Raw genomic sequence first — 13,490 nt, forward strand, 5'->3', positions numbered from 1 at the left:
AGGCCGGATGTGGAAGCGAGGACTAAAGACTCGTGAAGCTGACCGGTACTAATAGGCCAACAACTTACACCACACAACACACTGCACGCGTCCACTATGTGGTTCCCGAACAACAACCCACCACGGGTAGCCGGAACCAACAACTAAATAACAACCAAGCACCACAGTTGTAACCCAAAGATTTCCCACCCACCCCCCACAGGGGGACCGGGACGGGTAACAGAGTTACGGCGGTCATAGCGTGGGGGAAACGCCCGGTCCCATTCCGAACCCGGAAGCTAAGACCCACAGCGCCGATGGTACTGCACCCGGGAGGGTGTGGGAGAGTAGGACACCGCCGGACATAAATTGAGAAGGGCCCCAGCCAATAGCTGGGGCCCTTCGTCTTTAACCCACCCATGCGCCATTGACCCCCGGTAGAGTTGGTGCTCATGGAAAGCCTCTTCAGCCACCCCGAGTCGGAGCCCGAGTCCACCCAGCAAGGCAGCAATGACCTGGAGCCCCTCATCATTGCGGTTGTTGTGCCCACGAACGTTTCACATGCCTTTCAAGGCTTCACGGACCATCCTCACCTGTGGTGGCCGTTGGAACAGGAAAGCGTCTTCGGTGCCGGATCCCACGTTGAGTTCGAGGAGAACCTGATCCTGGAGACGGCCGAGGATGGCCGTACGTCCGTGTGGGGAACCATCGACGACTGGCAGCCCCCACTGTCTTTCCACGCCAGCTGGTACCCGGCCAGTACGCCTCTGTGGTCCACGGAGATTCGGGTTGCGTTCCGGGCTGTGGACGGAGGCACGGAAGTTCGATTGATCCACGACGGATGGGAGGGCGCTGAAGACCCGGCTGCCTCCAGGGAGTCATATGCAGAAGGCTGGCCCCGCGTCCTGGAGCGCTATGTGAGGTTCATGGGCGGAGCAGTTGCCTAGGGTCCGTCGACTCCACGCAGACGACTGGCAGTTGCTGAAGAACGTCAGGCTGGAGATGCTCACCGACACTCCCATGGCCTATGTGGAGAGCCTGGATGCTGCACGCCGGCAGACGGACACCCAGTGGCAGGAGCGCGCTGTCGCGATGTCCGGAGACGGAAGCATGACGTTGGTAGCCGATGCAGGTCATGACGGCTCCAGGTTCTGTGGACTGATGCGGGTGGTCCTCAAACACCCCCAGGACCCACAGAAGCCGGTGCAGGCGATGCTGCTCAGTGTGTACGTCGCTCCGGAGCGCAGGGGATTGGGGCTGGCGGATCAGCTCCTCGACGAGGCATGCGCAGCCGCTGCGGGACAGCTCGGCGCCGGGCTGATGGAGCTTGGGGTCCATGAGGACAATACACGGGCGTTGGCCTTTTACCGGCGTCACGGATTCGAAACCACCGGTGCCAGCAGGCCTTATCCGCAGGACACGTCCAAGCTGGAGCTTGTCATGGAGCGTTCCCTGCCATAGCCACTGGAAGAGGGGAAGCTAGGAGGCGCTGACTTTGGGAACCGCCGTGCTGGTGCGCACAACCAGCTTTGTGGGGTGCTCGGTGTCGGCGGGTTCAAGGGCCACGTCTTTGGTGATGGCACCCAGCAGGGTGCGAACCGCCAATGCCCCCTGGCCCTTGGCGTCCTGATCGATGGTGGTCAATCCCATGACGTTCCCAAGGTCGTGGCCATCAATGCCCATGACGGAGAGGTCTTCCGGGATCCGCAAGCCGAAGTCCCGGGCCGCCAGGATGGTGCCGATTGCCATCTCGTCGGAAGCTGCGAAGACGGCGGTGGGCCGTTCGGGTGCGCTGGCGAGCAACTGACGGGCAGCTGCGTAAGCGCCTTCTATGGTGAAGTCTGCCGAAACGATCCATTCGGGCCTGACCGGACAGCCGGCGTCGTTCATTGCTTGTTCGAATCCGCTGCGGCGGGTCCCCGGCAGCTGGAAGTCTTGATCGTAGGCTTCGTTGCCGGTGATGTGGGCGATCTTGCTGTGGCCCAAGCCCAGGAGGTGGTTGGTTGCCTTCCTGGCAATCGCGGCGTCGTCGATCCTGATGGTTGACGCTCCGGGCAGAGGGCCGCCGATGCCCACGATGGGACGGTGCATGGCGTGGAGCTGCTGGATTTCGCTTTCGCTGAGCTCCAGAGACACCGCTATGACCGCGTCCACGCGTTTGCGCAGCAGGAAGTCGCTGAAGACGCTGTGCCGATGTTCCGGGTTCTCCCCGATGTTGTACAACGTGAGGTCGTAGCCGGCTTCCAGCAGCGCGGCGGAGGCGCCCTCGATTACCGCTGAAAAGAACCAGCGGTGGACCGAGGGAACCACCAGGCCGACGTTGTGCGTACGCCCGGAGGCCAGGCTGGACGCGTGGTAGGACAGCACGAAGCCCAACTCGGCGGCTGCGGCGCGGGCACGTTCCCGGCTGGTGGGGGACACATGTCCCTTGCCGCTCAGCGCCCTCGAAACAGTGGCAACGGACAGCCCTGCGCGCTCGGCTACGTCCTTGATGCCGGTCATGCTGCTCCTCGGTGGGGAAATTAGCTGGCTGTGAGCCAGATTGTCTCCCCTGAGCCTAGTAGATCAGCGCCCGCCTCCGCCGCGGAGCTGCGGAGGATCGTCTCGCCTGCCGGGAGTGGCATGGCGTCAGCGCCGGCGTTCATGATCACCAGCGTGGTGCCGTTGAGGTAGGCCAGCGAGGAGCCTGTGCAGTAGTCCTCCACCCAGGCGAGCGAGCCCTGGCCGAGACCGCGCGCGGCCCGGACAGCGAGCATCTCCCTGTACAGATTAAGGTGCGACGCCGGATCGGCCTCCTGATGGTCCCTCGCCAGCGCGGGCCAGGACTCGGGTTGTGGCAGCCAGGGATCCAGGCCGGCGCCGAAGCCGGAGTGTGGCTCGGCGGAGCGCCAGGGGAGCGGCACCCTGCAGCCGTCACGGCCGATCCTTGCTCCGCCGGTGCGGGCAAAGGTTGGATCCTGGCGCATGCTGCCGGGAATGCTGGTTGAATCGGGAAGGCCCAGCTCTTCGCCCTGGTAAAGGTAGGCGCCGCCCGGGAGCCCGAGCATGAACATGGTGGCCGCGGCAGCCCGTCGTCGTCCGAGGTCCAGGTTGGGCTGTACGTCGTCGGGGCCGATGCCGTCGCCGTCGCGCGGTCCCTGGCCGTCGTAGCCGAACCGCGAGACGTGCCGCACAACATCGTGGTTGGACAGCACCCAGGTGCTCGGTGCCCCCACTGCGTCCAGCGAGACCAAGGAGTCGGTGATGATATGGCGCAGGCGGTTCACGTCCAGTCCGGCGTGCAGGTACGGGAAATTGAAGGCCTGGTGCATCTCGTCCGGGCGGACCCACTGTGCCAGCCGGGGGAGCGGATCCACGTTGGCTTCGGCGCACAAGATGCGGTCCGGACCGTATTCTTCCAGGATGGAACGCCAGCGGCGGTAGATGTCGTGCAGTGCGGGCTGGCCAAACATAGGCGCATCCTGGCCGGGAAAACCCTCTGAGCTGTTGCCGTCGGCACGCCCGCCCCAGTTGGGCAGGCCTGCTGCCTTGACCAACGCGTGGGCTACGTCCACCCGGAATCCGGAGATGCCGCGGTCCAGCCAGAAGCGGAGCACGCGTTCGAATTCGGCGTGGACAGCTGGGTTGTCCCAGTTGAAGTCCGGCTGCGAGGAGTCGAAGAGGTGCAGGAACCACTGGCCGGGTTGGCCGTCCGGCTCGATGATGCGCGTCCATGCCGGGCCGCCGAAGTGCGATTGCCAGTTGTTGGGCGGCTGGTTCCCATCAGGTCCAAGGCCGTCCCGGAAGATGAACATATCCCGCTCCGGGCTGTGGGCGCCGGCCATGAGTGCCGCTTGGAACGCGACATGTTGGTCTGAACAGTGGTTCGGAACGAGGTCGGCGATGACCCGCAGGTTGAGCCGGTTGGCCTCGGCGATGAGGGCATCGAAATCGGCCAAGGTGCCGAACAACGGATCAACGTCGCAGTAGTCGCTGACGTCGTAGCCCGCATCCCGCTGGGGTGAGCGGTAGAACGGTGACAACCACACGGCGTCGATGCCTAGTCCGGCAAGCTGCGTGAGTTCGGCCGTAATGCCTGCCAGGTCCCCTACACCGTCCCCGTTGAGGTCCCGGAAGGATCGCGGGTAGATCTGGTAGATCACAGCGGAACGCCACCATCCGTGCGCCGTGGAGGCCTGGTGGACCGGGGTGAGCTGCGTGAAAGCTGCAGTGGGCTCGTGGGCCGCAACCGAGAGCAATGAATCAACGGACATGAACACATCGTAGAAGAGAATTCGGCGAATTGTAAACGCTTCCAGTCCTAAGGGTGCTGTCTTTGCAGGCTTCTCATACTGCTGGCTTTTCAAACCAGCGCGCAGCCATGTAGTGTGTGGAAGCGCTTGCAGTTGTGAGCCATGTCACCGGCGATATGACGGGATCTGAGAGCCTGCCGCCGAAGCAAAGAAGAACGAAAGGGACACCAATGAAGGTGCACAATGCCCTAGCGACTCAAACCACCCGGCGGGTTTTCGCCACCGGGGCAATCTCCGTAGCAGCGGCACTGGCCCTGAGCGCCTGTGGTGGAAGCGCCTCCACCGCTCCGAGCTCTGAAGCTGCAAAACAGGATCTCAAAGCGGCTGGAGCCGGTGTCATCACCATGTGGGTGGACGCCGAGCGCTCCCCGGCCCTGAAGGACATCACGGAGAAGTTCAGGTCTGATACCGGCATCGAGGTAAAGCTGGTGGTCAAGGACTTTGCCGCCGTGCGCGATGACTTCATCACCCAGGTTCCCACCGGCCAGGGACCGGACCTCATTGTTGGACCCCATGACTGGATCGGCAAGTTCGTCCAGAACGGCGTGATCGCACCGGTGGAGCTGGGCGACAAAGCCACGGAGTTCCAGGAATCCTCCATCAAGGCCATGACCTACAACGGTGCCGTCTACGGTGTTCCCTACGCCATTGAGAACATTGCCCTGCTGCGTAACACCAGCATCGTGGAGAGCAAGGCCGCAACCCTGGACGAAGTGGTGGCCAACGGCAAGCAGGCCGTAGCTGACGGCAAGGCCACCTTCCCGTTCCTGGTGGGCATGGACCCGAAACAGGGCGATCCGTACCACCTGTACCCGCTGCAGTCCTCCATGGGTTCCCAGGTGTTCGGCAAGAACGCCGACGGCGGCTACGACGCCAAGCAGCTTCTCATTGGCGACGCTGCCGGCGTCGAATTTGCCAAGAAGCTGGCCGCCTGGGGCGACGCCGGTGAGAAGATCATCAACTCCAACATCACTGGTGACATCGCCAAGGAGAAGTTCCTGGCCGGCGAATCCCCCTACTTCCTGACGGGGCCATGGAACGTTCCGGACGTCCAGAAGAAGGGCATCAAGTTCGCCGTGGATGAGCTCCCCACCGCCGGTGGCGAGCCTGCGCAGCCGTTCATTGGCGTCAACGGCTTCTTCATCAGCGCCAAGAGCGCCAACGCCCTCGCCACCAATGAGTTCGTCACCAACTACCTCACCTCCGAGTCCGCCCAGGACTCCATGTATGCGGCAGGTGGCCGTCCGCCCGCCCTGAAGGCCTCCTTCGAAAAGGCCGCGAGCGATCCCGTGGTGGAGGCCTTCGGCAAGATCGGCGCCACCGGCGTCCCCATGCCGGCCATCCCGGAAATGAGCGCGGTCTGGGCAGATTGGGGAGCCACGGAACTGGCCATCATCAAGGGCCAGGGCGACCCCGCCGAGGCCTGGACCAAAATGGCCGCCAGCATCAAGTCCAAGATCGGCGGCTAGTCCCGCACCGGTGATTCCACCGGTCTGCCCTGGGCCGGGCGGCAACCCTCCGCCCGGCCCGTGCCTGCTGCCAACCGCTTGACCCAAGGATCCACAATGCCAAAGCCAGATCTCCAAGAACTGCCGTCCACCGCAGCCAGCCCGGCGCCCACGCCCCGCGATACCACCCGCCGGGCGCCCAGCAAGCGCCATCCGGATTCCCTCAAGGGCACTCTTCTCAAAGTTGTGCTGCTGGGACTGGTGGACGCCTTCGCTGTGTACGTCCTGATGATGCTGTTCCTTAGCCAATCCTGGGCTGCACTGGCAGTTTCTGCTGTGGTGGTCCTGGCGATCAACTGGATCTACCTCCGCAAGGGTGGGCTACCCGCCAAGTACCTCGCCCCCGGCGTGCTCTTCCTGCTGGTTTTCCAGGTTCTGGTGGTGGTCTTCAGCGGCTACATCGCGTTCACTAACTACGGCGACGGGCACAACAGCACCAAGGAAGACGCCATTTCGGCCATACAGTTGACCGCCCAGAAGCGTGTCCCGGATTCGCCTGCCTACAAGGCCTCAGTCCTCACCAAGGGCAACGATTTTTATCTGCTGTTCACGGATCCGTCCGGGAAGGCGCAGATAGGCAGCACGGAACAGCCACTCAGCGAGGCAACGGCCGCCGGCAAGGATTCCACAGGCAAGGCCACCTCCCTCCCGGGCTACCAGACCTTGAAGTTCCAGGAGATCGTGGCCAACCAACAGGAGATCCTGAAGATTACAGTCCCGGTTTCAGGCGATCCTGCGGATGGAACGCTGCGCACGGCGGACGGCAGCACCGCCTACCAGTTCAAACCCGCGCTCGACTACGACGCCGCAACGGACACGTTCAAGGACACAGAGACAGGGACGGAGTATCGGGACAACGGCAAGGGTGCCTTTGCCGACGCCAAGGGCGAGACCTTGGCAACGGGCTGGAAGATCGATGTGGGCATGGACAACTTCACCCGTGCCTTCACGGATCCAAGCCTCCGCGGACCACTCCTGGGCGTGATCATCTGGACTTTCACGTTCTCCATCGCATCGGTGGCACTGACCTTCGTCATGGGGCTCTTCCTGGCCATCACGTTCAACCGTGAAGACCTGCGCGGCAAGAAGGCGTACCGGATCCTCATGATCCTGCCCTATGCTTTCCCGGCCTTCCTGTCCGGCCTGGTGTGGTCCGGCATCCTGAACCCCGAGTTCGGCTGGCTCAACCAGACCCTGTTGGGCGGCGCGAATATCGGGTGGCTCACGGACCCTGTCCTGGCAAAGACCAGCGTGCTGGTGGTCAACGTGTGGCTCGGCTTCCCGTACATGTTCCTGGTCTGCACCGGTGCGCTGCAGTCCTTGCCCTCGGAAATTGACGAGGCCGCACGCATGGATGGGGCCTCGGCCTGGCGTGTGTTCCGCTCCATCAAGCTGCCTCTCCTGTTGGTGTCCGTAGCACCGCTGCTGATCTCCTCCTTCGCCTTCAACTTCAACAATTTCAACGTCATCTACATGCTCACCGGTGGTGGGCCACGCTTCGCCGATACCGACCGCGATATCGGATCCACAGACATCCTGATCACGCTGGTCTACAAGGTGGCGTTCGGCCAGGGAACGGGCCGCGACTACGGCCTCGCCAGCGCGCTCGCGATCATCATCTTCATCATCGTGGCCACCATTTCGGCCATCAGCTTCAAGCAGACCAAAGCACTCGAGGACGTGAACTGATGAGCGTACGCACACTCACCCGCGGCAAGGAAACAGCGTCCGACGGCGTCCACCCGCCGCTCGCGCCCAAGCGCCGGCCGTTCGGGGTCTGGTTCAGAGACAAAGGCTGGCGGCATGTGGTGGGCATCCTCACCACGATCTTCGCCGTCTTCCCGCTCCTGTACGTGTTGTCCGCGGCCCTGGACTCCAACGGCACCCTGGTGGGTTCCAACGGACTCTTCTCCCGGTTCGATGCCGGCAACTTCGTGGCCCTCTTCAGCGATCCAAGCCGCCCCTTCGGCCGTTGGTTCGTGAACACCCTGGTAGTGGGCCTGGTGACATCGGCCGCCACCGTGTTCCTCGGCGCCATGGCAGCGTATGCCTTCTCCCGCATGCGCTTCAAAGGCCGACGCATGGGACTCCTGACCCTGCTCCTGCTGCAAATGTTTCCGCAACTGTTGGCCGTGGTGGCGATCTTCCTGCTCCTCAGCGGCATTTCGCAGGTCATCCCGGCCTTGGGACTCGGCAGTCAGCTTGGCCTGATCATGGTGTACCTCGGCGGCGCCCTGGGCGTGAACACGTACCTCATGTACGGGTTCTTCAACACTGTCCCGCAGTCCTTGGACGAGGCCGCCAAGATTGATGGGGCCAGTCACGTGCAGATCTTCTTCGGCATCATCCTCCGCCTGGTCACTCCGATCCTGGCCGTAGTGGGGCTGCTGGCGTTCATCGGGATCTCCAGCGAGTTCGTCATTGCCAGCGTGGTGTTGACCGATCCTGACAGCCAGACACTCGCCGTGGGGCTGTACTCCTATGTGGCCCAGCAGCGCTCCGAAAACTGGGGTGTCTTCGCTGCAGGTGCCGTGATCGCCGCCATCCCGGTCATGGCCCTGTTCCTCTTCCTGCAGAAATACATCGTCAGCGGGCTCACCGCTGGCTCCGTGAAAGGCTGACCATGCCCATCGCCCTTCCACACCACGACGGCTCCGGTCTCTTCGTCACCACAACTGCACCCGGGGACGTATCCCTTGGCGATACCGTCCGGCTCCGGGTGCGGGTCCCGCAGGGGTGGGGTCCGGCGTCGAAGGTGTGGGTCCGGTCCGTCCAGGACGGCGAGCCGCGCTACGACGCCGCCCTTCGGCTGGGCACGGCCGATGGCTGGGACTGGTGGGAAGCGGCGATGCTGGTGGCCAACCCTGTGGCCAGGTACCGCTTCCTGCTGGAAGTCTCCCCAACGCACGACGACGGCGCTGCCGCCAGCGTTGCGACTGGCAGTACAGCGGAGCGGAGCTACTGGAACCTCAACGCCCAAGGCCTGTTCCGACGCGACGTGTCCGACGCCGCGGACTTCAGGCTGACGTCCTTTGCCCCGGCTCCGGAATGGCTCCGCAAGGGCACCATGTACCAAGTGTTTCCGGACAGGTTCGCCCGCTCTGAACAGGCTGACGGGCACCCTGTCCCTGAATGGGCCACCGCTTGTTCCTGGGAAACTCCCGTGGTGGGGACGGGCGGGCAGGCATCCACGCAGTTCTACGGGGGAGACCTGCCAGGGATCACCGGCAAACTGGATCATCTGCAGGAACTGGGCGTTGACATCCTCTACCTGACGCCGTTTTTCCCCGCCCGCTCCAACCACCGGTACGATGCGTCCACGTTCGATTCCGTGGACCCGCTCCTGGGTGGAGACCAAGCGTTGGTGGACCTGGTGGAAGCCGCGCACGCCCGCGGGATCAGGGTGATGGGAGACCTCACCGCCAACCACTCCGGCGCCGCGCACGAGTGGTTCATCAAGGCGCTCGCCGATCCCGGCTCCGAGGAAGCGGGTTACTACTACTTCAGCGCTGACCATTCGAGCTACGAGTCCTGGTGGGGTGTGGCGTCGCTGCCCAAGTTCAACTGGTCCTCTGATGCGCTCCGCCGGCGCTTCGTGACCGACGATGATTCCGTGGTGGCCCGCTGGCTCAAGCCTCCCTTCAGCCTGGACGGTTGGAGGATCGACGTCGGCAACATGACCGGGCGGCTGGGAGCGGTGGACCTCAATCACGAGGTAGCGCGGCTCGTCGCGGACCGTGTGCGTGAGATCAACCCGAACGCGGCCCTGCTGGCCGAATCCACATCCGACGCCGCCGCGGACGTCACAGGAGAGCACTGGCAGGGAGCCATGACGTACTCCAACCTCACCAGACCGCTGTGGTCCTGGCTGGCCAAGGATGCTCCCAACGTGAACTTCTTCGGTTCGCCGCAGTCCGGGCCCCACAAGATCGACGCCGAGGACTTCCTGGCGACGCACCAGGAACTGGCTGCGGGATTTAGCTGGGGTGTGCGAAAAAACAACATGAACGCCCTTAACACGCACGACACCGCACGTGCGGCCACGGTAATGGTCGACGGCGGGCCGGACGTGGGAGCCTTCCTCACCTATTGCCTGCCGGGTGTGCCCGTGATGTTCGCCGGGGATGAGTTCGGACTGGAAGGGTTCAACGGCGAGGATTCCCGGACTCCCATGCCGTGGGGTGACCTTCAGCGTGTTCGCAGGGACCTTCGTTCCGTCCATGCGGCCCTGGGACGGCTACGGAAGGAACTGCCGGCCCTGACCGACGGAGGGGTTCGCTGGCTCCATGCCGAGGGCAACGCCTTGGCCTTCGTCCGGGAGACGGCACAGTCCTCAGTGCTGGTGTTCGTAGCGAGAGACAACGCCGACGTCGTCCTGAACAGCCCCGTTCTCTCCGAAGCGCAACTCACATCGCTCCTCGCAAAGCCACTGCACCAGTGCGGAACGGTGACGTCGGCACCCGCCGGGGCGTCCGGCGTCGAGCGTGTCCGCCTCCGGGCCGAGGGCATCTCCGCAGCGATGTGGGCGCTGCCCGGGACGGCGATTCCTGTGAGGTAGCAGGCCCTGTTTGCAGTGCTGCGCCTGCGGTGCTGGCTAGACTGTGACCACAGAAAACACTGCGAAGACTGCCGGTTTGGCGTGTCCGCGGTGCTCATGTGGAGGAAATGCCTTGTCGGACGAAACGGCCATGGCCGGTACATCAGAGGAACGCATCAAGGACCGCACGCTCGGCCACGCGGAAGCAACCCGGCAATCAGCCGGGCAGGGAGCCTTCCTGCAAGAGCTGGCACACGGACTTGGTGCCAGCCAACTCGCAGAGGACGAAGAAACCCTCACTGTCTACTCCGCGGACCAAGGGCCGCTGTTGGAGAGGCACCTGCCCCTGGCTGTGGTGTGGGCCGAGTCCGTGGAGGACGTGCAACACATCGTCCGCACCTGCTCCGCGCATCAGGTGCCGATCGTCGCCCGCGGTGCCGGCACCGGCGTCTCCGGGGGAGCGCACGCCACCCATGGCTGCATCGTCCTGAGCCTTGAACGGATGAACCGCATCCTGGACCTCAACCCCGACGACGAGACCGCCGTCGTCGAACCCGGCGTCATCAACGCCCACCTGAATACGGCGGCCGCTGAGCACGGACTCATGTACGCGCCGGACCCCGCCAGCTACAAAATGTCCACCATCGGCGGCAATGTGGCCACCAATGCCGGGGGACTGCGGTGCGCCAAGTACGGGGTGACCCGCGATTCCGTGTTGGCCCTGGACGTGGTAATGGCAGACGGTTCGTTGATGCACACCGGCCACCAGACATTCAAAGGCGTGGCGGGCTACGACCTCACGGCCCTGCTGGTGGGTTCGGAAGGAACACTGGGCATCGTGGTGGGCGTGACCGTCCGGCTGAAATACCTTCCGCGCGAAGTGCACACCATTGCGGCGTTCTACCGGGACTTCAGCAGCGCGGCCGCAGGTGTATTGGCCGTAGGTAAGGCCCGGGTGCAGCCCGCCATCATGGAACTCCTGGACAACGGCACCTTGGTGCAGCTGGACGAACTCCACGGCGGTGACCTGCAAAAGCGCGGCAAGTCCCTGCTCCTCATCCAGACCGACGGCTTCGGCGCTGCTGCGGAAGCCGACGTCGTCCGGCAAGTACTTGCCGAGGGCGGTGCCACCGTGACCACCGAAGCCAGCGCGGAAGCCGAAATGCTGGTGGAGCTGCGCCGCAACAGCCGCGGCGTCGAAGTGGACGACGAGTTCAGGGTGGGGGAGGACATAGCGGTCCCGCGCTCGCGGCTGGTGGACTTCGTCGCCGCGCTCGAAGCCATGGCCGAACGCTACAACGTCCGGCTCAAGGTGGTGGCCCACGCCGGTGACGGCAACCTGCACCCAACATTCTGGATGGACCGCGTGGACCCAGCCACGGACGCCGATGCACTGCAACGCCTCAACGCCGCCCTGGATGAGTCCATCCGGGTAGGCCTGGAGATGGGGGGAACCATCACGGGTGAACACGGCGTGGGGCAATACAAGCTGCGGTGGCTCGGCCTTGAGCAGCCCGAGCCGGTGCGGGAGCTGCAGCGGCGGATCAAGGAGCTGTTCGACCCGCAGGGAATTCTGAACCCGGGGAAGGCTATCTGATCTGGAGCCCGCCCGCAGGGCCGAAACGCTGGGTAGCCCGCAGGTCCGAAACGCTCGGCGCGCTCGGTCGTTCCTCCCTTGGACGCGCGCTGCCGCGTTCCGGTCCTGCGGGCCGTAGCGCGTCCTCGGTACATTCCTTGGTATTCCAAACTCATTGAAGACTGTCGAAGCGTCACAACAAGTCTGCTTGTTTGTCCGCATTTACTTTCCGTCATTCTCCTCATAGTCTTGCTTGGTATACCAAAGTTGCTATGAGGGGAATGACGTGCTGGAGAAGCGGCAGGCTGGAGCGGTACTGGGTCCTAGGCTGAGGACGGGGCTGGTGTTGCTCGCGCTTGTGATGGTTTCCGTCAATCTTCGGCCGGCTATTACTACGGTCGCCGGCGTGATGGGCCAGGTGCCGGGTGTGTTTGGTGTGGATCCCACGCTGCTTCCGCTCCTGGGCACTTTGCCCGTGCTGGCGTTTGGCGTATCGGGGCCGATGGGGCCGTGGCTGGCCAGGCGATTCGGGACCGGGCGGGCTGTTGCGGTAGCGCTGCTGGTGCTCGCAGCAGCTTTGGTGGTCCGGGCGACGGTGCCGGCACTCCTGTTGCCCGGAACGTTCCTTGCCGGCAGCGCGATCATGACCGCCAGCGTGCTGGTGCCCCAGATCGTCAAAGCAAACCGCGGCACCGGGTGGTGGACGGGCCTGTGCACCATGGGATTTGGGCTCGGGGCCGCGCTCGGGGCGGGCCTGGTCCAGCCACTGGAGCAGGCATTCGGCGGCAACCTCCCCTCAGCGCTTGCCGTGTGGGCGGTCCCAGCCTTGATGGGTGCGTTTCTGATTCACCGCTCGGGAGGACGCCCGACGACGGCACCCACCACGGCGGGCACCATCACCCCAGGCACCATCACCCCAGGCTCCATCACCGCGGGCTCCACCACCGCAGAGGAAGTCACGCCGCTCCGGAAGCAACGCACCGCGTGGGCCGTCACTGCCTTCTTTGGCCTGCAGGCCATGCTGTACTTCGCCATCACGTCCTGGTTGGCCGTGTACTTGGTATCCCGGGGGCTTTCGCCTGCCGACTCCGCCGCCTTGCTGGCCTGGTTCAGCCTTGCGGGCCTTCCGGCCAGTTTGCTGGCGCCCGTGTTGGCCAGCCGTCCAGCCATTCTTCGGATCCTGGCGCCCGGCCTTGGAATGACGGTGGCGCTCGCGCTGCTGGGCGTCCTGGCGGCACCGGCTGAGCTGCAGTTCACCGCCGTCGGGATTCTTGGAGTGGTGCAGAGTGCCGGGTTCGGACTGGCCATGGCATTGGTGGTCATCCGGTCCGCTGGACCCCAATCTGCCGGAAGGCTCTCTGCCATGAGCCAGGGATTGGGATTCGCTCTGGCCTCCCTGGGCCCGCTGCTCGCAGGGATGTTGCACGCGATGACCGGTGGCTGGGAAGTGACGTTCTGGGTGCTCGCCGCCGAAGCCGTGGTGCTGGCTGGTGCGGGATTCCTTGCCATCCGGGGACCACTGGTCAGCGTGGAATCAGCCGAAATTTCCCAGCAGGACGCGGTGAACCCTTCCCCTGTTCGCTGACCCGTTCCGTTGA

Annotated in this window: 10 protein-coding genes and 1 rRNA gene; 9 read left to right on the forward strand and 2 right to left on the reverse strand. The window is 64.2% G+C overall.

The features are described 5' to 3' along the window. Positions 1 to 226 precede the first annotated feature (226 nt). The 3 genes from rrf (at position 227) to BMY91_RS22400 (ending at position 1,440) form a co-directional block, all read left to right on the forward strand. Positions 227 to 343: ribosomal RNA gene (gene rrf / locus BMY91_RS22390) — 5S ribosomal RNA — on the forward strand. A gap of 88 nt (positions 344 to 431) precedes the next feature. Continuing rightward, complete coding sequence (locus BMY91_RS22395) at positions 432 to 926, forward strand: SRPBCC domain-containing protein (RefSeq protein ID WP_090826320.1); 495 nt, start codon at positions 432 to 434, stop codon at positions 924 to 926. Next, positions 919 to 1,440 carry a GNAT family N-acetyltransferase gene (locus BMY91_RS22400; protein WP_256212876.1) on the forward strand — a complete coding sequence of 174 codons (522 nt, stop codon included), beginning with the start codon at positions 919 to 921 and terminating at the stop codon, positions 1,438 to 1,440. The genes BMY91_RS22395 and BMY91_RS22400 overlap by 8 nt, the downstream gene beginning before the upstream one ends. Positions 1,441 to 1,458: 18 nt before the next feature. Here BMY91_RS22400 and BMY91_RS22405 read toward each other — a convergent pair whose 3' ends face one another. Next, positions 1,459 to 2,481 (reverse strand): LacI family DNA-binding transcriptional regulator, encoded by a 1,023-nt coding sequence (locus BMY91_RS22405; protein WP_090826240.1) that lies wholly within the window; start codon positions 2,479 to 2,481, stop codon positions 1,459 to 1,461. Positions 2,482 to 2,501: 20 nt separating this feature from the next. Next, positions 2,502 to 4,232 carry a glycoside hydrolase family 13 protein gene (locus BMY91_RS22410; protein ID WP_256212877.1) on the reverse strand — a complete coding sequence of 577 codons (1,731 nt, stop codon included), beginning with the start codon at positions 4,230 to 4,232 and terminating at the stop codon, positions 2,502 to 2,504. A gap of 209 nt (positions 4,233 to 4,441) precedes the next feature. Between BMY91_RS22410 and BMY91_RS22415 the strand changes: the two genes are divergently transcribed. From BMY91_RS22415 to BMY91_RS22440, 6 genes are all read left to right on the forward strand, one after another. Further along, positions 4,442 to 5,740, forward strand: a complete 1,299-nt coding sequence (locus BMY91_RS22415) for a sugar ABC transporter substrate-binding protein (protein WP_090826246.1) — start codon at positions 4,442 to 4,444, stop codon at positions 5,738 to 5,740. 96 nt (positions 5,741 to 5,836) lie between these two features. Then, entirely contained in the window at positions 5,837 to 7,468 is a 1,632-nt protein-coding gene (locus BMY91_RS22420) for an ABC transporter permease subunit (RefSeq protein ID WP_090826249.1), read from the forward strand. Continuing rightward, positions 7,468 to 8,400 (forward strand): sugar ABC transporter permease, encoded by a 933-nt coding sequence (locus tag BMY91_RS22425; protein ID WP_090826253.1) that lies wholly within the window; start codon positions 7,468 to 7,470, stop codon positions 8,398 to 8,400. The genes BMY91_RS22420 and BMY91_RS22425 overlap by 1 nt, the downstream gene beginning before the upstream one ends. Positions 8,401 to 8,402: 2 nt before the next feature. Then, positions 8,403 to 10,337, forward strand: coding sequence for a glycoside hydrolase family 13 protein (locus tag BMY91_RS22430; RefSeq protein ID WP_090826256.1), 1,935 nt, complete (start codon positions 8,403 to 8,405; stop codon positions 10,335 to 10,337). A 130-nt stretch (positions 10,338 to 10,467) separates the two neighbouring features. Next, complete coding sequence (locus BMY91_RS22435) at positions 10,468 to 11,913, forward strand: FAD-binding oxidoreductase (protein WP_090826323.1); 1,446 nt, start codon at positions 10,468 to 10,470, stop codon at positions 11,911 to 11,913. Between the two features lie 265 nt (positions 11,914 to 12,178). Then, positions 12,179 to 13,477, forward strand: coding sequence for an MFS transporter (locus tag BMY91_RS22440; protein ID WP_090826259.1), 1,299 nt, complete (start codon positions 12,179 to 12,181; stop codon positions 13,475 to 13,477). The last annotated feature ends 13 nt before the right edge of the window (positions 13,478 to 13,490 follow it).

It is taken from the genome of Arthrobacter sp. yr096, assembly GCF_900108925.1.
Lineage (GTDB): Bacteria > Actinomycetota > Actinomycetes > Actinomycetales > Micrococcaceae > Arthrobacter.

Excerpts from the sequence above, each read along its gene's own strand:
- BMY91_RS22395 (WP_090826320.1), top strand. The coding sequence starts at position 432 with ATGGAAAGCCTCTTCAGCCACCCCGAGTCGGAGCCCGAGTCCACCCAG.
- BMY91_RS22405 (WP_090826240.1), bottom strand. The coding sequence starts at position 2,481 with ATGACCGGCATCAAGGACGTAGCCGAGCGCGCAGGGCTGTCCGTTGCC.
- BMY91_RS22410 (WP_256212877.1), bottom strand. The coding sequence starts at position 4,232 with ATGTCCGTTGATTCATTGCTCTCGGTTGCGGCCCACGAGCCCACTGCA.
- BMY91_RS22415 (WP_090826246.1), top strand. The coding sequence starts at position 4,442 with ATGAAGGTGCACAATGCCCTAGCGACTCAAACCACCCGGCGGGTTTTC.
- BMY91_RS22420 (WP_090826249.1), top strand. The coding sequence starts at position 5,837 with ATGCCAAAGCCAGATCTCCAAGAACTGCCGTCCACCGCAGCCAGCCCG.
- BMY91_RS22425 (WP_090826253.1), top strand. The coding sequence starts at position 7,468 with ATGAGCGTACGCACACTCACCCGCGGCAAGGAAACAGCGTCCGACGGC.
- BMY91_RS22430 (WP_090826256.1), top strand. The coding sequence starts at position 8,403 with ATGCCCATCGCCCTTCCACACCACGACGGCTCCGGTCTCTTCGTCACC.
- BMY91_RS22435 (WP_090826323.1), top strand. The coding sequence starts at position 10,468 with ATGGCCGGTACATCAGAGGAACGCATCAAGGACCGCACGCTCGGCCAC.